The sequence below is a fragment of the Ekhidna sp. genome (assembly GCF_039960695.1).
Lineage (GTDB): Bacteria > Bacteroidota > Bacteroidia > Cytophagales > Cyclobacteriaceae > Ekhidna.
The window spans coordinates 23,491-46,266 of sequence record NZ_JBDVKP010000003.1 but is presented as its reverse complement, the minus strand read 5'-3'; the positions used below and the strand labels follow the sequence as shown (position 1 = coordinate 46,266).

Sequence of the window (22,776 nt, the reverse complement as noted above, 5' to 3'; positions counted from 1 at the left end):
ATGAAGGTAACACTTATAAGTATCCCGGTTCGGGATCAGGAAAAGGCACTCAGATTCTACACTGAAAAGTTAGGATTCATTAAGAAACTCGACACTCCATTAGAAGGTGGCAATCGATGGCTGACTTTAGTTTCACCAGAATGGCAAGATGGGCCTGAATTATTATTAGAACCAGCTCCAAACCACTTTGAGCCCTGCAAAGTTTATCAAGACGCATTAATGAAAGCTGGATTTCCTTACACACAATTTGACGTTGAAGATGTACAACATGAACATGACCGATTGATTGAATTGGGAGTCGAATTCAGCATGAAACCCACTCAAATGGGAACGGTGAAAGTTGCAGTTTTCAATGACACCTGTGGAAATAATATTCAACTGGTAGAAGAACTGTGAGTAAGTAGCATTCGCTAACAACGATATAGCCTGCAGCCCTTTTCTGGGATACTTGAAAGTGAAAAGCAAAACCGATATTTTAGTAGTTGCTAAAAAAATTAAAATCAAGCGCCGATCTGGGTGCTCGATGCAATAAAATGAAGCATTATGAAATGGATCACACTAGCTGTCGCAATTATTCTTGTCCCATTTTGTTCGTTTTCACAGAACTTCTATGATTCATATATAGCCGAATTAAAAGTTGACACGATTGATGGATATGTGCCTACATTTTATACACCCGGCAGCTACACTATAGCACTTGAATTGCAGCAAACAATTTCAGATGCAATAAGATTTTATGAGAAGGAAAGTTTGGATCAATTCGATATAAAATTAGCTGTATTAGATTCTGCCCAATGGCCAAGTGAGAGAGTTCCTTTTGGTTATGTGTTTTATAGCAGTGGATGGATTTTCATGAATACAGGAATGACTTACGATAATTTTAAGAACGTATACGGACTTGCTGACATTTACGAACAAATTGACCTGGATCTCAAAAAGTCAGGAATTTCTCCTTCACAAATGATCCAGTCATTTTATGTTGTTTACTCCATTCATGAACTTGGACATTACTTCATTTCGCAAATTTCCAATGCAAAATCACCTGACCGTTGGACCAACGAATTCATTGCAACCTATTTCTCCTATAATTTTTTTAAGAAGTACAGTGAATCTTCGTTGAGAGAGTTTGAGCTTTTTCACCGGGTACACAAAGACTTTTATCAGCCCAAGTATTCCACAATAGCCGATTTTAATGACGTATACATGGGGATGGGAGTAGAAAATTATGTTTGGTATCATAGTAATTTCTATTTTCTTGTTGATGCATTGTATAAGTGCTACGGTTCTGATTTCATTTCCACTTTTGAAGAAATGTTTCCAAAAAATGAGCAATCGGTTTACGAAATTTCAGAGATCATTCAATTGCTAGATAAAAACTGTAACAAGGCCGTTGAAAATTGGGTGAAAGCCTTGGAAGCTGTTACCGTAAAATAGCAGCAAATTGCTGCAAGTTGCCTTCTGAATTACTTACTAGCGAATGAATTGTATGCTAGATCACTTTATAAATTAGCTATGTGGAAAGGCTTCCCCAAAGAGTATATGGAGAAGATAAAAAGATGTCAAATACTTCTTCCTAGACTTACTCCCAATATTCTGTTAACTTTCATTACCAATCTCACTCAAATGAAATCTTTCATTTTATCCATCCTGCTATTTATTTCTCTTGATTGTTTTTCGCAGCCTCTCAAAGAAGTATCGCTGGAAGAATTGCAAAAACTCTATGAAAAATCAAATGATGAGTTTACCCTAAATGGTTTCGCACTTGGAGACAAGCTAACCACACTGTTTGCTGATTACGACACCATTCCTAAAACGATCCATATCAAGGATTGCTCCATACAAGCACTTGAGCTGAACAATATATTCATTGGGTATTTACACTTTGAATCAAACATCATCGAAAACATTCATCTAACGAACGTAATTTTAGGAGCTGCTTCTTTTGAATTCAACTTGTTTAATTATACTCTCAGCTTGAATTCCTGTACTTTTCAAGGGTTTGCAGGATTCATCGGAAACACCCTTGGTGGAGATCAACTATGGTACAAAAACAACTTGATCATAGATGGCTCTACTTTTTCCAATGAGGTGACATTTCTTAATAATTCAATTGCAAGGGGCGGCATAGAGAATAACGTCTTTCATTCAAATATATCATTCGCTCCCAGTGAAATCAGACAATCTCTATATATCGCCAATAATACTTTTATGCCTATCGCGGGAAGTATAGAATTTTTTGATACTCTGACAAACAAACAGATCATCTACAAAAATCAGCTCAGCTTTTCAAGCGAAGGGCTAGCAAATGGCCTAACTATCATTGAAAATAGATTCATTAGCAACGACAAGTTTCAAACAGTTGAGATTGCTGGCGATATTAACATTCTGACAATTCAGGACAATCACTTTGAATCCTTGCTGGACTTTGGTTTACTGCGTATTGGGAAAGAATTTCAAATGATCGATAACAACATTCAGTACGTTGCTTTTGGCGACATGTCGTTTTCTGAAACTTCAAATACCATCACATGGAGTGATCTCTCCAATTTTAAACTTTTAGAAACAATAGATATAAATTTCAATGAAGATGAATCAGAAGCAATTGGCATTCCACAGGATTCTCTGGAAAGTTTTTACACTCAGACAGGATTAGGAGACCCTATAAGTTTTTTTGAACCACAGATCGATATCAGGCCTCCCTTGAACCAGCGAGCATATGACCAATTAATAAGGAATTATTATCAATTGTATAGTATTCAGAAGCATAACGGAAACATTCGATCAGCTAATTCTATCTATGATGAACTTCAAAAAATAGAGGAAAGGTTTCTAAAAATGGATTTTGATCAGTATTCAAACTTCAATTCATTTTTCAGATGGCAGCTCAATAAATTGATGGGGTTTTATACCGATCATGGAACGAACCCTGCCAAAGCAATTTCTATTTCTATCTACATTATTGTCTTATTTGGCATCTTCTATTTTTTCTTCCCATCGGAATGGGACAAAGAAAGTAAGCGCACCATGATCGAACACTATAAAGAGCTTGTACATAAAGATGGTAGGTATTTCAAGCCATTCCTAAAGCTTTCAACCGGTATAATTGTAAGCTTTATCAATGGATTGATTCTGAGTTTAAATGCATTTGTAACACTCGGTTTCGGCAGAATTCCTACTACTGGCTTGGCTAAATACGCATGCATCATTCAAGGCTTTATTGGCTGGTTTTTGCTCACGCTCTTTACAGTAACACTAATCAATCAGGTTCAATTTTAAACTCATGACTGCAGTTATGCTAGATCAATTCAAATGGTCTATTTTATTTAATTCTCTTTTACGCGACTTTCATTCTCATGACTCTTTTCACATCCACAAAAGAAAAACGACTTTGGCTCTGGGCTCTTGCTGTATTTGCTGCCATCATATCTACGCTTTTCATTGGTCGGCCACTCGCAAGTCAACTGAGGAATCAAAATGTACAAGCTATTTTCTTCATGCTTGGCATGCTGCTGATTGCAATTGCGGTCCTAATTCATGCATGGAAGTCAAAACCTAGCAAGATTGAATTATCAATCCTGCTAGGTATAATCGCAGTTTATGTCATGTTTATTTTCCGATTGGGCGCTCCTGAGAGGAGTCACTTAATAGAATACAGTGTGCTGACCATAATTATTCACAAAGCCCTTATCGAAAGAGCGCGACAAGCAAATCGAATTCGCATGCCCGCTTTGTTCGCTTGGGTTATTGCATTTCTGATTGGCGTCCTGGATGAATCAATTCAAATAATTTTACCTAATCGGGTATTTGATCCGCAAGACATATTGTTTAATGGTATAGCCGTGACTATGGCTATTATTGTGACTATATTTTTAGTTTGGATGCGTAGAAAATTTAGCAGGTCAAAATGAGCCAATAGCCATAAACCATCTAGCTAGTTTTTTTGACTTCATCCACAGGTCATTTAGTGAGGGTTAGCTTCCAAAATAGGAAGTAAATAACGCCTCTAATTCCTCAATAAATTCTTGATAATAATTGGCACTATCTTCAGTGGTTCCATCTTTAAATTTTAAAACGACTATCACTTCCTCGCCCTCTCCCTCCTCCAGCACGAGATCTGCCACTTTTAAATCTCTGATAAGCACCTCAACATCCACAAAGGCATTGATTTGACTGATCGTTGGGTCAGTGATTTGCAGAACTTCAGCTATACCATTCAATGACTGTATGGAGAGATCATTACTATAAAATGAAAATGTAAGACTCAGGATGTCTTGTTGCGTAAGGTTTTCAAAATCATCTGTTGCGAGTGATGCGTCTACATGGATACCAGTGGAGCACAAATCGCTATCCTCTGAAAAGTCAAGGTCTAGAGAAAATTCAGTAGAAGAACTTCGATCAACCACAATCGAAAGTGAATATGGATTAACGTAAACAAATAAATCGATCTCCACAGGTATTTGAAATCCCGCATTCGAAGCATAGGTAACACCCTCCAGATTCACCGCAATTATTTCTTCGTTATCCACTACCAAGGAAACATTAACAGTTTTAGGTAGGTAAATCGGACTTTCGCCAATTGTCACTTCCTGATCTGAGTAATTACCCAATGTAATAGTTCCATTATTTGTGGTTTGGTCCGGACTAGAAGGAAACTCAATGATTACCATTCCTTCCTGATCTTCTGTTCGCGTCCAGGTAGCTTCACCATGATTATAGGTATATGTGCCCTCAAAAAGATCAATATCAAAGCGAGCCTCTTCTGTCATCGGCACAGCTTCTGCTAAGCTATCGATCAGTGCATTAACCCACTCAAGGTTGAGTGTATCTCCATTTGAAATTCCCATGAATTCGGTCAGTAGCGTTTCTATCGCCAATCCGTTTTCCAAGGTCAATATGCAGTCTAGCGTGGCATCTATCGATGCCTGAATATGTTCTTTATCCTGTGATATGGTTGTCGGATCACATGCATCACCCATTCCATCTCCATCCGTATCCTCCTGATCTGGATTAGCTACATCCGGGCAGTTGTCAGTATCATCGACTACACCATCTCCGTCAGCGTCATTTTCACAGGCATCGCCAATACCATCTTCATCACTATCTAGCTGATCAGGATTGCTTACTAGCGGACAATTATCATCTTCATCAACAATGCCATCATCGTCCGTATCTGGCAAAGGTGGATCTTCTTCGCTAGTACATGAAATAAAAACTGAAAAGGCCAGGAATGTGAAAACTAGAAATACCGATCGGATAGTTGCTTTAGTCAGCCAAGTGATTCGACTATTCATAACTTTAAGAGTTTAGCGGTAGGGGGTAACTGGTGAAGTCTCTTACTTACTTTAAATATCGTCAAAAAATTACTATTTTTTGCATTAATTAATGATTTTTTTGTACTTAAATGATTAAACATTAAATATGAGCTCAATTAACTTTCAAAAAGTTGAAACAATAGCTGTGATCATCACGGCTTTAGGGAAGTTCCTTTTTTATGATATCCTCGATCAACGACTGGTCTTCATCTTGCTCATGTTTACTTTCTGGGGGTCTTATGTTTTTTGGCGAATCAGGAAATCTCCTGATGTTTTGAGAGAATGGGGCTTTCGTAGAGACAACTTCCAAATAGTCCTAAAGAAGGTGCTCCCTTTTGGCATTTTGGCCATATTGGCATGTTTTATTATTGGCTTTTTCAGAGATACTATAAATCCCCACTGGCACATCATACCTATTTTACTGGCCTACCCGATATTCGGTACCCTGCAACAGTTTCTGTTAATGTCTTTAGTCGCTGGAAATATGCAAGCACAAAAAAAATATAGCAATGAAGTAATAATCCTTACTACCTCTGCCCTTTTCGGACTTTTACATTATCCATACGGTTGGTTAATAATCGGCACATTTATTCTCTCTCTCTTCTACACTTATATCTTTTTAAAGCATCGAAATCTTTACGTGCTAGGAATTTTTCACGGATGGTTAGGGGCTGTTTTCTACTATACTGTTGTAAATAAAGATCCCTTTGTAGAAGTATTCGGTCCGCTTTTTAATTAGACATCAAATTGGATGTCTTACTGAATACATTTCATACGAAAAATATGAAAGGAGTCTAACTAATTTTCCTTAAACCGTTTTTATACCAGAAAACACCGTAGGCTATGAGAATAATTGCACTGATTTTAAGCGTTACATTTTCAGCATCCTTGTTTGGACAAACAAATGATTCAACAGCCATATTTAAAGAATTCAATAGTTTCCTGTTAGAAGAGGTAGTTTTCGGTTTAGTAGACTATGAAAAACTAAAACAGAATCCTGAAAAATTGGATAGGCTGATAAGTCTCATTGGAACATATAATCCCGGTCTTTATTCCCAAGATCACCAGACTGCATTTTATATCAATGCTTACAACATTCTGGTAATCAAACAAGTTGCGGATAATTATCCGGTGAATAGCCCTATGGACATAAAGGGATTTTTTAAAGTAAAGACATTCAATGTTGCGGGTGAAATGCTCACACTAGACGGAATTGAATTCACAAAGCTTATTGGGCCTACAAAAGATCCACGCATCCATTTTGCGCTTGGCTGTGGTGCCAGAAGCTGTCCCTTTCTCTACGATAATGCCTTTTATCCCGATAAGCTGCAAGAACAATTACAGTTCCGTGCCGAACTGATCATTGACAGGCCAAACTACGTTTTCGTTGATGAAAAAAAGAAGACTGTAGTTTTAAACAAAATTTTTGATTGGTACAGTGATCAATTCATTTCCAATGCAGGCTCATTGATTAAGTATGTCAATAGGTATCGATTCTATAAGGTACCAGAGCAATACAATCTTCAATTTCAAGAATACGATTGGACTTTAAACGACAGGTAATAAGGGTATTTTGCTGGTCGGTTTTTATGTACAAAACCTAACGATGAACAACCGAAAGCAGATATTGATTATCCTCGGTGGTATTGCTCTTGCGATACTTCTCATCTTATCCAATATTAAATCTGAGTCTTTTGATTCAGATATGACTCCAACCACACAAAAAAAACCGAAGCAAACTGCTCCGGCTCTCTTCGATAGTCTTTTGTAATTCTTATTTTCCTAACTTGAATAGGCTGTAGCCAATTGAAAGTTGGAAAGTTTTGTTCTTCACTTCTGATCCAACACCGTCATTAATATCCGATAGTCCAAATACGTATCTAGCTGAAAACTGTAAACCAAAAGGTGCATCCCATCCGGCACCAAGTGCTGCAGAAAGATCAGAACTTTTAAGTCCATCTTTAAGATCTGTCCCATTTTCATCTTCAGCATTAAGCAGGACTCCAAACTGTGGACCAGCTTGTAAGTTCAAACCTGCAGGAAGATAAAATTTAACCATTACCGGAATATTTACATAGTCAAGGTTTACCTCGCTACCTCCTGTAAAGCTAGAGCCTTGTTTAGAAAACAATACTTCTGGTTGTACACCCAAGCTAGCAAACTTGAATAAGCCATACGCACCAGCGTGTAAAGAAGTGATTGATTCTGAACCGGAGATATTAGTGTTTGCAAAGTTAGCACCAGCTTTGATCCCTAAAGAAACGGAAGCCTGGCTAAAAGCGACAACTGAGATTAGTGCTAAAGAAAGTGTAAGTAAAGTCTTTTTCATAATGTTTTTGTTTTTGTATTAGTAAATAAAAAGGTGTCATACACCTAAAGAAAAGACACAAAAAAAGGGTGTTAGACACCCTTTTAATGAAATTTTTGTAATTTTTATAGCGCAACTCCTATGAAGGATTTGAAGGCAAGGCCCATTAAGCCAGTGATCAGCATAGTAATACCCAACCCTTTCAATCCATCTGGTACATGTGAATATTTCAATCGCTCCCTGATCGCTGCTAGCGCAATGATCGCCAAAAAGAAGCCTGTACCTGATCCAAATCCAAAAGCGGTGGCTTCTACAATTGTATAATCTCTTTGAACCATAAAAAGAGATGAACCTAAGATGGAACAGTTCACAGCTATTAATGGTAAGAAAATACCTAAAGATCCATAAAGAGATGGGGAAAATTTCTCAATGATCATTTCTACTAATTGTACCATTGCTGCAATCACAGCAATAAAAATGATGAATTGCAAGAATGTAAGATCAATACTTGCAAAATCAGCTCCCATCCATGAAAGAGCTCCCTCTTTCAATACATTTTCCTGAATCAACCAGTTGATAGGTACTGTAATAGTTAGAACAAAGATTACAGCCATTCCTAGCCCAAAAGCTGTTTTTACTTTCTTTGATACGGCCAAAAAAGAGCACATACCTAAGAAGTATGCAAAGATCATGTTATCAATGAAAATTGCTTTGATCGCTATGTTAAACGCTTCCATAATTCTATCTTTTCTTAAGTGACTGGTTAGTGCTCTACGTAACCGTTTTTACTTCTTTGAATCCAAATAATCATACCCAGAAGGATGAAGGCTCCAATGGAGTCTACCATCAATCCATTTGTTTGTAGTGTTGTACCGAAAAGGCTTCCTAACGAACCATAAACATCAAATTCGAGTGGTGTACCCACGAATACTGTACCACCACCAAGTAGTTCTCTGAAGAATGCAACTACAAGAATGATCCATGCATAGCCAAATCCACTACCAAATCCATCCAAAATTGAATCGTAAGGCTTGTTCGCCATAGCAAAAGCTTCCAGACGTCCCATGACGATACAGTTGGTGATGATTAGACCAACGTAAGCTCCCAAGATTTTGTACATATCATAGCTATATGCCTTCAACACTTCGCTAACCAGTGTAACGAGCGTTGCGATGATGGCAAGCTGTACAATAATTCTGATTCTGTTAGGGATGATCTTTCTCATGACTGATGTGATCAGATTTGAGAATACAATTACGAAGATTACCGCAATAGACATGATCATGGTTGGCTTGAACTGTACGGTTACAGCCAAGGCTGAACAGATACCCAAAACCTGAACTGTAATTGGATTATCCTCATTTAGAGGATCAGAAACAATTCGTCTTCTCCTTTTGGATAATAATGGCTCCGACGGCTCTTTTGTATTTAATGCTACAGCTGACTCTTCTGACACTTCTGCGATTTCAGTACTCATATTTTAGCTGTTTTGAGATTTAATTTTATCAATGAATGCTGAGTAGCATTCCAAATATTTTTCGAGCATAGCATTCACGCCCTTAGCAGTCATAGTTGCTCCTGACATACCATCCACCTGATGCTCATTTAATCCAGCGTTTCCTTCACCCTTCACCATTGTGATACTTACTAGTTCTCCCTGATCATTGTAGATTTCTTTACCTACATATCTATTCTGAACTGTTTCTTCTGTAATTCTCGCACCAAGACCTGGTGTCTCACTTTTATGGTCAAAAGCAATACCTTTTACAGTATTTAGATCTGGGCCAAAAGCCACATAACTTGATATCCAATCCCAAAGGCCAGAACCAAACGTTGGAAAAATGTAAGACTCAATCTTACCCGATTCATTTAAAAACATGAATACCGGATACTGTCTTTCTTGTGGATCAAGTTTTGAGTTTTTCTGGATGTTTACTTTCTCGGCAACAATCGGATTTCCTTTATCATCAGTTGTGACTTCATTTCCATTGATATCGACAACCATTGATTTCACTCTTTCACTGTAGATTCTAAGTATTTCATTGGGATCTTCAATGGTGGAAATATCCATCACTGCTCCCAGGATTTTCTTCTTAGTATCCAATTCCACCTGCTTGTCTTGCAATGGCTTCAGCCCTACTGAGGTAAGGGAAAGTGCACCTCCAAATACCACTGTCAATCCAACGGCAAATAGAATTACATATAAATTAGACTGTCGCACGTTTTAATCTTCGTTTTTTGTTTGCTTCAACAACATAAAAATCAATAAGTGGGGCGAACACATTCATGAACAAGATCGCCAACATAATTCCTTCTGGATATGCTGGATTTACTACTCGAATCAATACGGTTATAACACCAATCAAGAATCCATAAATCCATTTCCCAAGTTCTGTGTGAGATGCGCTCACTGGATCAGTAGCCATAAACACGGCACCAAATGCAAGACCACCTATCACTAAGTGATAATGTGCTGGCATCTCCATGAAACTATTACCTCCAGTGAGGTTAAATAAACCTCCCATGGCCAGTGTTCCAAGAATTACACTAAGCATTATTTTCCAGCTACCCACACCGGTTACGATTAGAATGAACGCTCCTATCAAACACATAAGTACCGAAGTTTCACCTATACTTCCCGGTATGATACCTATAAACATGTTCCAAAAATCAAACATACCTGCATACCAATGATTGGATGCAAGCTGCATCATGTTTGTTCCATTGGCTGCAGCTTCTGCTCCGTAGGCAAGAATAGTTGCGCCAGAAAATGCATCAACAGGAGTTTTATCCCCAAGATAAGTCCAGACATCACCTGATATCTGTGAAGGATACGCGAAGTATAGGAAGACCCTTGCCGTTAGTGCTACATTCAGAATATTCATTCCTGTACCACCAAATACTTCTTTGCCAATAACTACAGCAAAAACAGTTGCCATAGCAACTTGCCAAAGTGGAATCGTAGCAGGCATGATTAATGGGATCAGCATTCCACTAACGAGGAATCCTTCCTCAATCGGGCGATTGTAAATCACGCAGAATATGAATTCAGTTAAAAGTCCAACGCCATAAGAAACAACCATGATTGGCACTACTTTCAAAATTCCTATCCAGAATTTATCCAGAATGGATGCCTCTACTCCTGTAGCGATAAAGTGCTGATGTCCCACATTCCACATACCGAAGATGAGGCATGGAATCATAGCAATGATGACTGTAAACATCAATCGCTTCAAGTCTGTAGCATCCTTAATTTGTGTCCCTTTTTTCCCGGTAATTATATCCGGAGCAAAAAAGATTGTTCGATGACCCTCATAGATGGTATGGAACTTCTCGAATTTGCCTCCTTTTTCAAAAAGGGGTTTTATCTGATCGAATTTGTTCTGCAAAAATTTCATTCCTGCTTATCCTTCTTTAATTAATTCAATTCCTTCTCTAAGTATTTCCTGAAGTGGATTTTTAGATATATCTATAAATTCACATAGCGCAACATCCTCTTCAATCACTTCATATATACCCAACGCTTCCATGTCATCATAATCTTCTGCCATAATCGCCTTGAAAAGGTAAGTAGGCAAAATATCCATTGGCATCACTTCCTCGAATGCTCCTGATATTACAAAATTCCTTTCCTCTCCGTGCGTATTGGTATCAACTTGAAACTCTTTGTCTTTCCCATTAAGGAATGTCAGCATACCAAATGCCTTGTGAAAGCTTAACTTTTTTGTTGATGGCATAATCCATCCCAAAAACTCTTCGTACTTCCCTTCCGGGATCACGGTAACTTGATTGTGATAATTTCCTAGATAGCCTTCTGATCCTACTCCTTCACCTGAAAGCACATTTCCTGAGATGAATCGATTATCATCACCTTCGACAACAAGTTTGTTTAGGCATGCTCCTGAATACATCTTGGCGTATCCTCGCTCTTTAAGTTGAGAACCAGTTAATGCCACCAACCTGGATGTATCATAAATTCCTTCAATGAATAGCTTCCCTATAATGGCAACACCTACTGGATTTACAGTCCATACTATATCACCTTTCGCTATTGGATCAATATGATGAATTTGAACGCCCACATTACCGGCTGGATGAGGGCCATTGATATTATTTAGCTGTACATTTTTTGTGTTGGAGAATAGCTGAGAAACCTCTGCTTTGCCATCGACATTAAGATGGACTGTACCAGCAGTAAATTTATTCAATACCTCAATACCAGCTTGAAAGTACTGTTCTTGACCTTGTAGCACGTATGAATAATCTGGTGCTAGCGGGCTGCTGTCAAATGTGGATATAAAAATGGACTTGGGGCTATCTTCAGGATTTGCTACGCATCCATACGGTCTTTGGATGATGTTTGTCCATCCGCCGGACTTCTTTAGCTGCTCAAGCGCATCTTCTTTGGAAAGGTTACTTATTTCGGATGCTGCGTACGCTTTGAATTTTTCAAATTCAACCTGCTTGTCCGCTAAAATTTTTACTTCGAGTACTTTTCTTTTCTCAGCTCGCTTGATTTCAACAATCTCACCGCTTACAGGCGAGGTGTAGAGAATATCTTCTACATTTCGCTCGAAGAAAACTGGTGATCCGGCTTTTACATTATCACCTTCCTTAACGACAAGCTTTGGTCGGCTCAATCCACTAAAATCCGTTGGTTTTAGCGCGAATGTATCCGGCTGAGTAACTTCAATTGTTTTGTTTTCTGCCTTTCCGGCAAGGTTTATGTCAAAACCTTTTTTCAGCTTAATTGTCTGAGACATATTTCTTACTTGGGAGATCGTCTAAAAAACGAGGCAAACTTAATCAATATCAGATTTAACCCCCGCCAAAATTCCAATAAAATAGCTGATTCGTCGGCTCATGAAATAGAAACTGATTTGGATTGATTGCTAGACCAAGGCTGGTTCATTATTTTTTAGAAAGTCAGCAACCTGTTCCATCAGCCAGGTTGGAGTAGAGGTCGCTCCACAAATACCTATTGAATCTTCTGGTTTGATCCAGGTTAAATCAATCTCTTTTTCGTTTTCCACAAAATAACTACGAGGATTGTGAGAAAGGCAAACATTATATAAGGCTTTCCCATTGGAACTTTTCCGACCTGCCACGAAAACAATTACATTGTGCTTTTGCGAAAACTTCTCCATGTGAGGTTCTCTATTAGATACCTGGCGACAAATACTATCATTTGGATTGAAATCATCGGCAACTGAAAGGAGACCTTCTTTTTCAATTCGCTTTTCTATCTCTTCTTTAATGGAGTAAAATCCTTTTGTGCTTTTTGTGGTCTGCGAATAAAGTGTGATTGGCCTTGAAAAATCAATTTTTTTCAAATCATCAGTTCCTGTTATTATGATCGCTTCATTCGACGTTTGTCCAGTGAGTCCTATAACTTCAGCATGGCCAGGCTTTCCATAGATCACTAGTTGGCCATTTTTACTTTTCACCAAGTCGTAAGCATTCTTCACTCTATTTTGAAGTTTCAGCACAACCGGACATGAAGCATCCACCAGCTCAATGTTGTTTTTGATCGCAATTTGATAGGTTTCGGGTGGTTCTCCATGCGCTCGAATCAGCACCTTACAATCTGTTAAATTCTTAAGCTCTTCTCTGGTAATTGTACGCAGACCTTTATTGTACAGTCGTTCCACTTCCATGGAATTGTGGACAATATCGCCGAGACAATAAAGCTGTTGCCCTTCAGACATCTCATCTTCAGCCATCTGAATGGCGAATTCAACTCCAAAGCAATATCCGGAATTCTCATCTATTTCAACTCGCATAAATTATTGATTCAGCCATTATAACAATTTTATCAATTTGTTGATCCAAAGTTAGATGAGAAGTATCAATCTCTTTTGCATCGACTGCTTTTTTGAGCGGGCTATCTGCTCTGGTACTATCAATGCTGTCGCGCTGTTTTAAATTGGCTTTGATTACTTCTGCGGACTCATCAATGCCCTTTTTTGATAACTCCATCCTCCTTCTCTCCGCACGAATATCCATATCTGCTGTCATAAAAACCTTAAGTTCTGCATCAGGAAACACAATCGTGCCGATATCCCTTCCGTCCATTACTACACCTTTCTCCTCTCCCATCTTTCGCTGCTGTTCAACCAATTTCGATCGGACTTTTGGAAGTGCGCTCACCTCACTCACATGCTGATTGACTTCCATTGTTCGTATCTCATGATCAACATTTTCACCATTCAATAAAACGGAAACGCCATCAAATGTAATCGTGCAACTTTTTAAGTTTTCTTCAACAATACGTTCGTTTTTAAAATCAACATTAGAAACGAGAAAAAAATAAGTAACTGCTCGATACATGGCTCCACTATCTATGTAGGTATAACCCAGCCGCTTGGCCACTTGTTTTGCAGTAGAACTTTTCCCCGTACCTGAATAGCCATCTATGGCAATTACTATCTTCATTTAACAATCTTTGATTGGGCAAGGAATTGGCTTACCTCTTTTTATTTTCTTTTTATTCTTTTGATGTGACGATGAGGGTCTTTTGCGACATCCTTCGGAGCCAATAAGTATTGTTCCTAAAAATAGAATCAATATGATTTTAGTAAATCTCATGAAATACCAGCAACAGTCATTTCTCTATCCACCTTCATTACAAGGCCTTGTAACACCTTACCTGGTCCACATTCAGTAAAACTGGTGGCACCATCACTAATCATATTTTGAACGCATTGCGTCCACCTTACCGGAGAGGTTAATTGCAAAACAAGGTTTTTCTTAATGCTATCCACATCTGTATAACCTTTCGCATCCACATTTTGATAAACCGGACATTTTGGTAGACTGAAATTTGTGTTTTGAATGGCTTCTGCCAATTCTTCTCGTGCAGGTTCCATCAAAGGAGAGTGGAATGCACCACCAACAGGAAGTACCAAAGCTCTTTTAGCTCCTTCTGCTTTTAATTTTTCACACGCTGAATTCACAGCGGCTACTTCTCCACTTATTACCAGTTGGCCTGGACAATTGTAATTTGCCGCTACCACAACACCTTCTGTTTCTAAGCAAACTTTCTCTACAATCTCATCTGCTAAACCAAGCACTGCAGCCATAGTAGATTCTTGTATTTCACATGCTTTTTGCATCGCCTTTGCTCGTTTTGACACAAGTGATAAACCATCCTCAAAGCTGAGCACTCCATTTGCTACTAACGCAGAAAACTCTCCCAACGAATGACCAGCCACCATATCTGGATTAAAATCATCTGAAGTAAGTGCCGCTACCACGCTGTGAATGAATACTGCTGGTTGCGTTACCTTCGTTTGTTTCAGCTCTTCATCTGATCCAGAGAACATAATTTTTTGAATGTCAAATCCAAGTATATCATTGGACTTATCCATCATTTCTTTTGCTGCAGAATGGTTATCATAAAGTTCCTTCCCCATTCCTGAAAACTGGGCCCCTTGTCCGGGGAAAACGTACGCTTTGCTCATAAGTTAATTATTGTTCTATGCAAAAGTAGGCAATCAAATCAATCGATAAATCTACTTTTCAATTCTGATGTTGGAATCATGCAATGATCTCTCTTCCCAAACCATTTATATCTGTTTTTGGCGATTAAATCATAAAACCAATCGCGGATGAATCTCGGTATTATAATATATACATATAGCAAAGGCCATAGGCCTGATAAGCTTTTCGAGATGGTAAGGGCAGCACTACTTTTGATTTTTATGCTGCCACCTTCTATTAGCACCAGGCTTTGTAATTGATCTTCCTTAATAAGATCAGCTGTCAAGTATTTCTTTGCATACGCTGACTGCAGAGAAGCGAATAAAAACCTATTTTTTTTATCTCTCTTGATTATGAACTGGATAGAGGAATTACAAAGATTGCAAACACCATCAAACAGTATGACCGGCTGTTTTATCGTATGATCTGAACCCACCCATTTATAACTTTGATTGCCTCTTCAGGGTTCAGCGTCACGAATTTCACTTCTGCTGAGTAAAAATAAACTCCTGCTGGTAATTCCTTTCCTCCCTTCAATGTACCATCCCATTCAATAAATATGGTTTTTTCTGGCTCAGAGGAATCGTGACTATATATCTCGGTGCCCGCTCTATTAAAAACCTTAAAAACAACTTGTTCTACAAAACGCGGACAAGTTCCAGGAGTTTGCATTGGACTGAACGTCTCATTCTTATTATCACCATTTGGAGTAAAAACGTTCGGAAGAACATATTGGGGGCAATTATCATTGCAGATTATCTCTGAAATTTGGCTCTCATTACCGGATCGATCTATTGCTGTGAGGTAATAACAATAGGCCAGGGTATTTAAATTATTATGGAAAAATTCGGTATCTGTTGTTTCGGTTAATAAAACAAAATCGCCGTCTTCCCCATTGCTTGATGCATAAACTCTAAAGAACTGTATATCGTCATCACATGAAGGATCTCCATCAAATTCCCAGGAAAATGCATTGACTAACCCAACACTCGAAACACCCCCCCTTGTTTGACATGCAGCCTGAGTTTCACAATCTAAACTGCTATTGAATATGATTGATACTGGTGCGCAGGGCGGAATTGTATCATTCGGTTGTGCGCACGTAATTTGTGAATTGTTTATTAATGGTGAGGGTAATAAATCATTGTCATAAGATCCATTTGTAGTAACGAAGTAACAGTACTCGATTTCTTCATCCAGATCTATGCCATTAAATGCCCCGTCATCCAAATAGGATAGTCCTTGCATCGTAACATCAACTGAATCGATGAGTTGGAGTGTACTTAAATCTCCATTGATCACATTATCCCTATAAATGTAATGGTATGGGAATTCTTGCACATTATTAGACCATGGCACGTTTGCTTCCCAATTCAGTCGAATGGCACCAACAAGAGGTGTGGGCTCAAGTCTTACCGATGATGCTTGCTGAGAAGTGTCAACCGGTTGATTGGTATTATCATAAAGAACAATCCGATAAGAATAGGAAATATCTTCTGTATTTAATCCTGAATCAATAAAAGTTGTGTCTGTGGAAGGAGGTCTTATAGATGTGAATGCTCCGCCAAAACCCTGACCTTGTTTTCTAAGCACCTCATATGTGTATGTTGGTGGGAATGCCCCGGCATCTATTTGATAGGGTGGCGTCCACTTGACTTCAATTTGGCCGTTTGTCTCACTTGTCCCTCTTACATCTACATTGGTAATAATTGGCACGTCGATTATCAAACTATCACATGCTTCTTCTGAGGCAATACTTTCACCTCCTGCAGGAGAAGGGAACTTGGCCACTAACCTATAACAATATTTTGAGCCAGAAGAGAGGCCTAAATTGTCATTTGTATCAAGAAAAGAGGTTGCAGAAACGTCCAGGGTTTCTATTAATTCATAACCGGAATTTGCCGGAATTCCAGGATTGCATGTTGGGTCTATATCAAATTCACCCACTCGTCTCCAAACCTGAATTGAATCCGCGTTTGGGCATGAATAATCATCCCAATCGAGCTGCATTCGTCTTCCTGGACGTGAATCAACTGTTAAACCTGTTGGCGCCGGTCCAACAACTGTAATGCGCCATGTTTCAAAATTTACCTGACCTGGCGGGTTAGATATGCCAGGGATGGTTGGGTCATCTGTGGCTTTGAATTGAACTTCATACGGCGCGATACGCACCTGACCACAATCAGTTGTCCATTGAAAATCGAGTGTTGCCGGGGAGTCCTGGAACATTGGTGGATCTGGAGTGAAGGTAGCTGAAGGGGTAATCTCAAAGGGACCACCAAAAGCCTCCAATTTTATAGGGTCACCATCTGGATCAGTTCCTGTTACAATTGCAGAGATCGATTCTCCGGCCACTACACACGTGTCAGGTGGTATTTCCAATTCTGGAGGGTCATTTTCAAAATTCCAAATTATGATTTGCATGTCGCGGGTTACAAATCCAAGGCGTATAAGTTGTCCATTAATCCGCCTCCATTCTTCTACCACAAACGCCACATTGAATTCTCTGTTTTCTTGGTCTGGAATAGTCGCTCCGCCTGGTGCATCCCAGACTAGAGTTCCATTAACCGGGTTGATTGTCAAAGTTGGCGGTCCATCTTTTGCTTGATTCCCCGTATTAAAATTGTCATAGAATGCTGGATCAATTAGCGGCTGATATCCATTAACGCTTAGGCCTTCAGCTTGCTTTGGTGTGGTGAAGTAATAAGATAAGCTGTCACCATCTGGATCAAATGCACCCGGATTATGTTCAAAAATTCCACCAACTACTCCCTGATCAATTGGTGGTACTGTGAAAAACGGCGTACTATTTACGATAAGTGGGTCAACAACAACCAGGGTCTCTACATAAAACGAAGTACTTACTGAACCTGCAATGTTTTGAATGTTTGCGTTTCTGAAATCTTCTCTATAGCTGACCAGGTAATTAGAACCTCCAGCATAAGTATAGGTTAAAGTGAACTCCCATTTTTCCACACCTTCAGCTATAAGCTCAATATTCTCCCACGGTATGGTGTCACCATTTTCTCCTCCGAAAATGGTACCATCTCCAAAATCAAAGGTACCGTTGCCAAAAGGCACACCATCAACATCGCGATAGCCGATAAAAGTAAACTGATAGGTCAGGCCGGAGACTCTTTTTGCAATAACCTCACCTGCTCTAATGTGTGTGGCATTTGCAATAACCACAACTGAAGTGAAGATTAGTAAGAGTAAATACCTTAGATATCTCATAGTAGCCAATTAAATCATTGTAAAACTAAAGGCTTTTAAATCACAACGAACAAATACCGAACAAGAATTGTGCGCAATTAGTTATTCTTTATAAACAATGTCTAATGTTTTATTACTTACTTGAGTGAACATTATTATTTAGAACCAGTCAAAAAAAGAATTAAGATTGTCAGACAAGCTTTCTGAAATTACCTTTGGCACAAATCCAATAACCTTAAATAAATGAGCAAGCAACTTTTTTCAGGCAGCATTGGTAGAAAATTTGCTATGGCGCTTTCTGCGCTATTCCTGATCATATTTCTATTGCAGCATTTCAGTATCAACTTCACATCCGTTTTTAGTGAAGAGACATTTAACGAGTTGTCCCATTTTATGGGTACTAATCCGTTCATACAGTTTGTGATGCAGCCAATTCTTATGTTTGGAGTGGCTTTCCACTTTATCATGGGATTCATTCTTGAGATCAAGAATCGTAATTCACGTGCAGTGAAGTATGCGAAGAATAACGGAGCAGCCAATTCTTCATGGATGTCCAGAAACATGATTTGGAGTGGACTATTCATCCTATTCTTTCTTGGTTTCCACTTTTATGACTTCTGGATTCCGGAAATGAACTACAAATACATTGAAGTAAAACCTGAGGATCCAAACCGGTACTATGACGAAGTGGTTCATATGTTTACCAGCCCAGGGCGCGTAATAGTTTATTGTCTATCATTTGTGTTTCTTGCGTTGCATCTATTACACGGATTTCAATCTGCGTTTCAATCAACGGGTGCTCACCACGACAAATACACTCCGGCCATTCAAAAAATTGGTCGCGCTTACGCGATTTTGATTCCTGTTGGATTCATCTTCATCGCCATTTTTCATTATGTCAATTCCCTTTAAGAAATAAGAGGCATGTCAACATTAGATTCTAAAATACCAGAAGGTCCGATAGCTGAAAAGTGGACCAATCATAAAAACAATATTCGTCTTGTAAATCCTGCCAATAAGCGTTCCATTGACATTATTGTAGTCGGAACGGGACTGGCTGGGGGATCTGCTGCGGCAACTCTCGCAGAGCTTGGATACAACGTGAAAGCATTTTGCTACCAGGATTCTCCAAGAAGGGCGCATTCAATTGCTGCTCAGGGCGGTATTAATGCCGCAAAAAATTATCAGGGTGATGGTGATTCTACCTATCGATTATTTTATGATACTGTAAAAGGTGGAGATTATCGATCACGAGAAGCTAACGTTTATCGATTGGCTGAGGTATCCACAAATATTATTGATCAATGTGTCGCGCAGGGAGTTCCTTTCGCAAGAGACTATGGTGGATTACTGGATAACCGATCATTCGGAGGCGTCCAGGTTTCAAGAACATTTTATGCCAAGGGACAAACTGGTCAGCAACTTCTGTTAGGTGCCTATTCCGCTATGTCCCGTCAGATTGGAAAGGGAAAAATCACCATGTACAATCGTCATGAAATGATGGATTTGGTAATGGTCGATGGAAAAGCCAGGGGCATCATTGCTCGAAACCTTGTGACTGGAGAATTAGAAAGACACTCAGCACACGCGGTGGTGATCGGATCTGGAGGGTATGGGAATGTGTTCTTCCTTTCTACAAATGCGATGGGATCGAATGTATCGGCAGGATGGAAAATTCATAAAAAAGGCGCTTTTTTCGCCAATCCGTGCTACACGCAGATCCACCCAACATGCATTCCTCAGCATGGTGATCAGCAGTCAAAACTAACACTGATGTCAGAGTCTTTGCGAAACGATGGGCGTATTTGGGTACCGGCTAAAAAAGAAGACGCCGAAGCGATCAGAGCTGGCAAAATGAAGCCAACGGACCTGAAAGAGGAAGATCGTGATTACTATTTAGAAAGAAGATACCCTTCATTTGGCAACCTGGTTCCAAGAGATGTTGCATCAAGAGCTGCTAAAGAGCGATGTGATGCAGGGTTTGGAGTTGGGACAAATGAAACAGGCGAAGCAGTTTACCTGGATTTCAGCTCGGCGATCATGAGATATGGGCAGGAAGAAGCTAATATAAAAGGTCATCACAACGCTTCAGAGAAAGAGATCAAAGAATTAGGTACCAAGGTTGTAGAAGCCAAGTATGGCAATCTTTTCCAGATGTATGAGAAGATTACAGCTGATAATCCATATCAAACACCAATGAAGATCTATCCAGCGGTTCACTATACGATGGGTGGTGTTTGGGTTGATTATAATTTAATGACAACTATTCCAGGTTGCTATTCCATTGGTGAAGCAAACTTCTCAGACCATGGAGCCAACCGACTGGGAGCTTCTGCCTTGATGCAAGGACTTGCAGATGGATATTTTGTTCTTCCCTATACTATTGGTGATTATTTAGCAGATGACATCAGAACGGGTGCAATTTCTACAGACTCTAAAGCATTCGAGGAAGCCGAAAAAGCTGTAAACGATCAAATTGACTTCTTTATAAACAACAAGGGTAAGCACTCTGTAGATTATTTCCACAAGCGACTTGGGAAAGTCATGTGGAATAAAGTAGGAATGGCTCGAGATGAAAAGGGTTTGAAAGAAGCTATAGAAGAGATAAAGGAAATACGTGAGCAGTTCTGGAAAGAAGTAAGTGTACCGGGAACTGCTGACTGCATAAATCAAGAGCTTGAAAAAGCTGGCCGAGTGGCTGATTTCTTGGAATTAGGTGAACTATTTGCGAGGGATGCGCTGGAAAGAAAAGAATCTTGCGGTGGTCATTTCCGAGAGGAATATAAAACCGAAGAAGGTGAAGCTATGCGTGACGATAAAAACTTTACCTATGTGGCAGCCTGGGAATATACAGGAGAACCATCAAAAGCTAAGCTTCACAAAGAGGATTTGAAATACGAAAACATAGAACTGAAAACACGTTCTTATAAATAAGATATTATGTCAGCAACAGAAGGATTGAACTTAACACTGAAAGTCTGGAGACAGAAAAGCGATAAGGAAAAAGGCAAAATGGAAACCTATCAGGTTTCTGGCATTTCGCCGGACAGCTCTTTTCTTGAAATGATGGACATATTGAACGAGCAACTAATCGCCGAAGACAAAGAGCCTGTAGCTTTTGATCACGATTGCCGCGAAGGTATTTGTGGTAGCTGCTCCATGTTTATCAATGGCGAGGCACATGGTCCGGGTGAGGAAATAACTACTTGCCAATTGCACATGCGTGAATTCAAGGACGGAGAAACCGTGTATGTTGAGCCGTGGAGAGCTAAAGCATTTCCCGTAATTAAAGACCTGGTAGTTGATAGAAGTGCATTTGATCGCGTGATGAATGCTGGTGGGTTTATTAGTGTAAATACATCAGGTAATACACAAGACGCGAATGCAATTCCTATTGACAAGCATGATGCTGACAAGGCTTTCGATGCTGCAACATGTATAGGATGCGGTGCTTGTGTGGCTACGTGCAAGAATGCATCCGCGATGTTATTTGTATCCGCCAAGGTATCTCAGCTTGCTCTTTTGCCACAAGGAAAAGTAGAAGCTAAAGAGCGTGTTCAAAACATGGTGAAGCAAATGGACGAAGAAGGTTTTGGAAACTGCTCCAACACTGGTGCTTGTGAAGTGGAATGTCCAAAAGGAATCTCCCTTGAAAATATTGCACGAATGAACCGAGAATACCTCAAAAGCGGCATTAGCTAAACTTGATGAAACTTTACTAGAAGCCTGCTCTGTGAGTAGGCTTTTTTTATCTACCTACACGAAACCGCCTTCCCACATAAACCCTAATTAACCAATAGAATAAGCTTAAGATTACAATTAAGACGGGTGCAATTAATGCTCCCGAGTCTCTAATTGCTTTTGGGAAAACTTGAGGTTGGCCCATAAATAACGACCCTGAAGCAATAAATAATGCTAGCAGCATTCGCCACAGGTGTCTTGCTATTCGTTGCGCTCCTTTTATACCATAAATTGAAACTTTAATATCTAAGGATAAGGCAAGAAGCGACAACACCAGATATACATAAAATGCCTCGACATATACTCCTTCAAGTATTGCCTCCCCACTTTGATATGCATTGATTGAAAGAAACAAAAAAGCAGCAAATAATATTGCAGAAATGCTAGCACTCACTCTGCTGATGCTCTTAATATTACGACTATTCTTAGCTGACCAGTATGCTGTAATAACTAAATACATCGTAAATAAACCTATGACCAGGTTGATCTTCTCGTGAGTATAAACTCCTGCCAAGAAACTAGCGAGACCAGCCATGACTAGCATTGAGTAGAAAAAAACCTTTCCAAGCGACCTGTGCCATTTACTTCCTTTCTTAGGAAGAATTGAACCAAAGCCGACAATGATAGCTACAGTTCCGGAAACGATGTGAATAATTCGTAAAGCCTCTTCCATTTCTAATTCGATTGTATTTACTTGGATTGATGTCAATTGCTAGACAA

Annotated in this window: 22 protein-coding genes and 1 pseudogene; 10 read left to right on the top strand and 13 right to left on the bottom strand. The window is 39.3% G+C overall.

What is annotated here, in order from left to right:
* From ABJG98_RS00260 to ABJG98_RS00245, 4 genes are all read left to right on the top strand, one after another.
* Positions 1–396, top strand: a complete 396-nt coding sequence (locus ABJG98_RS00260) for a VOC family protein (RefSeq protein WP_348277443.1) — start codon at positions 1–3, stop codon at positions 394–396.
* A 147-nt stretch (positions 397–543) separates the two neighbouring features.
* The gene (locus tag ABJG98_RS00255) at positions 544–1,434 is read left to right on the top strand and encodes a hypothetical protein (RefSeq protein WP_348277442.1); all 891 of its coding nucleotides are present in this window, start codon (positions 544–546) and stop codon (positions 1,432–1,434) included.
* Positions 1,435–1,623: 189 nt separating this feature from the next.
* Positions 1,624–3,276: a hypothetical protein gene (locus ABJG98_RS00250; protein ID WP_348277441.1), complete on the top strand. Its 1,653-nt coding sequence runs from the start codon at positions 1,624–1,626 to the stop codon at positions 3,274–3,276.
* Positions 3,277–3,353: 77 nt separating this feature from the next.
* Positions 3,354–3,908 (top strand): VanZ family protein, encoded by a 555-nt coding sequence (locus ABJG98_RS00245; RefSeq protein WP_348277440.1) that lies wholly within the window; start codon positions 3,354–3,356, stop codon positions 3,906–3,908.
* Positions 3,909–4,955: 1,047 nt separating this feature from the next.
* Here ABJG98_RS00245 and ABJG98_RS00240 read toward each other — a convergent pair.
* Positions 4,956–5,171, bottom strand: a pseudogene (locus ABJG98_RS00240) (thrombospondin type 3 repeat-containing protein); the annotation flags it as partial.
* A 247-nt stretch (positions 5,172–5,418) separates the two neighbouring features.
* On the opposite strand from ABJG98_RS00240, the gene ABJG98_RS00235 reads away from it, so the two are divergent.
* From ABJG98_RS00235 to ABJG98_RS00225, 3 genes are all read left to right on the top strand, one after another.
* Entirely contained in the window at positions 5,419–6,051 is a 633-nt protein-coding gene (locus ABJG98_RS00235) for a CPBP family intramembrane glutamic endopeptidase (RefSeq protein ID WP_348277439.1), read from the top strand.
* 104 nt (positions 6,052–6,155) lie between these two features.
* On the top strand, positions 6,156–6,875 hold the full coding sequence (locus ABJG98_RS00230) for a DUF547 domain-containing protein (protein ID WP_348277438.1): 720 nt from the start codon (positions 6,156–6,158) through the stop codon (positions 6,873–6,875).
* A gap of 43 nt (positions 6,876–6,918) precedes the next feature.
* Positions 6,919–7,083, top strand: coding sequence for a hypothetical protein (locus ABJG98_RS00225; protein WP_348277437.1), 165 nt, complete (start codon positions 6,919–6,921; stop codon positions 7,081–7,083).
* A gap of 3 nt (positions 7,084–7,086) precedes the next feature.
* On the opposite strand, the gene ABJG98_RS00220 is transcribed toward ABJG98_RS00225, so the two are convergent.
* From ABJG98_RS00220 to ABJG98_RS00170, 11 genes are all read right to left on the bottom strand, one after another.
* On the bottom strand, positions 7,087–7,641 hold the full coding sequence (locus ABJG98_RS00220; RefSeq protein WP_348277436.1) for a porin family protein: 555 nt from the start codon (positions 7,639–7,641) through the stop codon (positions 7,087–7,089).
* Between the two features lie 104 nt (positions 7,642–7,745).
* Complete coding sequence (gene nqrE, locus ABJG98_RS00215) at positions 7,746–8,357, bottom strand: NADH:ubiquinone reductase (Na(+)-transporting) subunit E (RefSeq protein ID WP_348277435.1); 612 nt, start codon at positions 8,355–8,357, stop codon at positions 7,746–7,748.
* A 26-nt stretch (positions 8,358–8,383) separates the two neighbouring features.
* The gene (locus tag ABJG98_RS00210) at positions 8,384–9,097 is read right to left on the bottom strand and encodes an NADH:ubiquinone reductase (Na(+)-transporting) subunit D (protein WP_348277434.1); all 714 of its coding nucleotides are present in this window, start codon (positions 9,095–9,097) and stop codon (positions 8,384–8,386) included.
* Between the two features lie 3 nt (positions 9,098–9,100).
* A complete protein-coding gene (gene nqrC, locus ABJG98_RS00205; RefSeq protein ID WP_348277433.1) occupies positions 9,101–9,841 on the bottom strand; it encodes an NADH:ubiquinone reductase (Na(+)-transporting) subunit C in 741 nt (246 codons plus the stop codon).
* Positions 9,828–11,018, bottom strand: a complete 1,191-nt coding sequence (locus ABJG98_RS00200; protein ID WP_348277432.1) for an NADH:ubiquinone reductase (Na(+)-transporting) subunit B — start codon at positions 11,016–11,018, stop codon at positions 9,828–9,830. The genes nqrC and ABJG98_RS00200 overlap by 14 nt, the downstream gene beginning before the upstream one ends.
* A gap of 6 nt (positions 11,019–11,024) precedes the next feature.
* Positions 11,025–12,383, bottom strand: coding sequence for a Na(+)-translocating NADH-quinone reductase subunit A (locus ABJG98_RS00195; RefSeq protein ID WP_348277431.1), 1,359 nt, complete (start codon positions 12,381–12,383; stop codon positions 11,025–11,027).
* A gap of 129 nt (positions 12,384–12,512) precedes the next feature.
* Positions 12,513–13,403, bottom strand: coding sequence for a 4-hydroxy-3-methylbut-2-enyl diphosphate reductase (locus tag ABJG98_RS00190; protein WP_348277430.1), 891 nt, complete (start codon positions 13,401–13,403; stop codon positions 12,513–12,515).
* Complete coding sequence (gene cmk / locus ABJG98_RS00185) at positions 13,393–14,055, bottom strand: (d)CMP kinase (protein ID WP_348277429.1); 663 nt, start codon at positions 14,053–14,055, stop codon at positions 13,393–13,395. Before cmk ends, ABJG98_RS00190 begins: the two co-directional genes overlap by 11 nt.
* 149 nt (positions 14,056–14,204) lie before the next feature.
* Positions 14,205–15,083: an ACP S-malonyltransferase gene (fabD, locus tag ABJG98_RS00180; protein ID WP_348277428.1), complete on the bottom strand. Its 879-nt coding sequence runs from the start codon at positions 15,081–15,083 to the stop codon at positions 14,205–14,207.
* Between the two features lie 38 nt (positions 15,084–15,121).
* The gene (locus ABJG98_RS00175) at positions 15,122–15,538 is read right to left on the bottom strand and encodes a DUF393 domain-containing protein (protein ID WP_348277427.1); all 417 of its coding nucleotides are present in this window, start codon (positions 15,536–15,538) and stop codon (positions 15,122–15,124) included.
* The gene (locus ABJG98_RS00170; RefSeq protein WP_348277426.1) at positions 15,517–18,336 is read right to left on the bottom strand and encodes a gliding motility-associated C-terminal domain-containing protein; all 2,820 of its coding nucleotides are present in this window, start codon (positions 18,334–18,336) and stop codon (positions 15,517–15,519) included. The genes ABJG98_RS00175 and ABJG98_RS00170 overlap by 22 nt, the downstream gene beginning before the upstream one ends.
* A gap of 222 nt (positions 18,337–18,558) precedes the next feature.
* Between ABJG98_RS00170 and ABJG98_RS00165 the strand changes: the two genes are divergently transcribed.
* Genes ABJG98_RS00165 through ABJG98_RS00155 form a run of 3 tightly spaced genes read left to right on the top strand, consistent with a single transcriptional unit; the run spans position 18,559 to position 22,017 of the window.
* The gene (locus ABJG98_RS00165) at positions 18,559–19,227 is read left to right on the top strand and encodes a succinate dehydrogenase cytochrome b subunit (protein WP_348277425.1); all 669 of its coding nucleotides are present in this window, start codon (positions 18,559–18,561) and stop codon (positions 19,225–19,227) included.
* 12 nt (positions 19,228–19,239) lie between these two features.
* Positions 19,240–21,249: a fumarate reductase/succinate dehydrogenase flavoprotein subunit gene (locus tag ABJG98_RS00160; RefSeq protein ID WP_348277424.1), complete on the top strand. Its 2,010-nt coding sequence runs from the start codon at positions 19,240–19,242 to the stop codon at positions 21,247–21,249.
* Positions 21,250–21,273: 24 nt separating this feature from the next.
* Complete coding sequence (locus tag ABJG98_RS00155) at positions 21,274–22,017, top strand: succinate dehydrogenase/fumarate reductase iron-sulfur subunit (RefSeq protein WP_348277542.1); 744 nt, start codon at positions 21,274–21,276, stop codon at positions 22,015–22,017.
* 46 nt (positions 22,018–22,063) lie between these two features.
* Here ABJG98_RS00155 and ABJG98_RS00150 read toward each other — a convergent pair whose 3' ends face one another.
* Positions 22,064–22,729 (bottom strand): DUF2306 domain-containing protein, encoded by a 666-nt coding sequence (locus tag ABJG98_RS00150; protein WP_348277423.1) that lies wholly within the window; start codon positions 22,727–22,729, stop codon positions 22,064–22,066.
* Positions 22,730–22,776 lie beyond the last annotated feature (47 nt).

Excerpts from the sequence above, each read along its gene's own strand:
- ABJG98_RS00230 (WP_348277438.1), top strand. The coding sequence starts at position 6,156 with ATGAGAATAATTGCACTGATTTTAAGCGTTACATTTTCAGCATCCTTG.
- ABJG98_RS00190 (WP_348277430.1), bottom strand. The coding sequence starts at position 13,403 with ATGCGAGTTGAAATAGATGAGAATTCCGGATATTGCTTTGGAGTTGAA.
- cmk (WP_348277429.1), bottom strand. The coding sequence starts at position 14,055 with ATGAAGATAGTAATTGCCATAGATGGCTATTCAGGTACGGGGAAAAGT.
- ABJG98_RS00220 (WP_348277436.1), bottom strand. The coding sequence starts at position 7,641 with ATGAAAAAGACTTTACTTACACTTTCTTTAGCACTAATCTCAGTTGTC.
- ABJG98_RS00245 (WP_348277440.1), top strand. The coding sequence starts at position 3,354 with ATGACTCTTTTCACATCCACAAAAGAAAAACGACTTTGGCTCTGGGCT.
- ABJG98_RS00150 (WP_348277423.1), bottom strand. The coding sequence starts at position 22,729 with ATGGAAGAGGCTTTACGAATTATTCACATCGTTTCCGGAACTGTAGCT.
- nqrE (WP_348277435.1), bottom strand. The coding sequence starts at position 8,357 with ATGGAAGCGTTTAACATAGCGATCAAAGCAATTTTCATTGATAACATG.
- ABJG98_RS00250 (WP_348277441.1), top strand. The coding sequence starts at position 1,624 with ATGAAATCTTTCATTTTATCCATCCTGCTATTTATTTCTCTTGATTGT.
- ABJG98_RS00225 (WP_348277437.1), top strand. The coding sequence starts at position 6,919 with ATGAACAACCGAAAGCAGATATTGATTATCCTCGGTGGTATTGCTCTT.
- ABJG98_RS00195 (WP_348277431.1), bottom strand. The coding sequence starts at position 12,383 with ATGTCTCAGACAATTAAGCTGAAAAAAGGTTTTGACATAAACCTTGCC.
- ABJG98_RS00160 (WP_348277424.1), top strand. The coding sequence starts at position 19,240 with ATGTCAACATTAGATTCTAAAATACCAGAAGGTCCGATAGCTGAAAAG.
- ABJG98_RS00255 (WP_348277442.1), top strand. The coding sequence starts at position 544 with ATGAAATGGATCACACTAGCTGTCGCAATTATTCTTGTCCCATTTTGT.
- ABJG98_RS00210 (WP_348277434.1), bottom strand. The coding sequence starts at position 9,097 with ATGAGTACTGAAATCGCAGAAGTGTCAGAAGAGTCAGCTGTAGCATTA.
- ABJG98_RS00165 (WP_348277425.1), top strand. The coding sequence starts at position 18,559 with ATGAGCAAGCAACTTTTTTCAGGCAGCATTGGTAGAAAATTTGCTATG.
- ABJG98_RS00235 (WP_348277439.1), top strand. The coding sequence starts at position 5,419 with ATGAGCTCAATTAACTTTCAAAAAGTTGAAACAATAGCTGTGATCATC.
- fabD (WP_348277428.1), bottom strand. The coding sequence starts at position 15,083 with ATGAGCAAAGCGTACGTTTTCCCCGGACAAGGGGCCCAGTTTTCAGGA.
- ABJG98_RS00200 (WP_348277432.1), bottom strand. The coding sequence starts at position 11,018 with ATGAAATTTTTGCAGAACAAATTCGATCAGATAAAACCCCTTTTTGAA.
- ABJG98_RS00170 (WP_348277426.1), bottom strand. The coding sequence starts at position 18,336 with ATGAGATATCTAAGGTATTTACTCTTACTAATCTTCACTTCAGTTGTG.
- ABJG98_RS00260 (WP_348277443.1), top strand. The coding sequence starts at position 1 with ATGAAGGTAACACTTATAAGTATCCCGGTTCGGGATCAGGAAAAGGCA.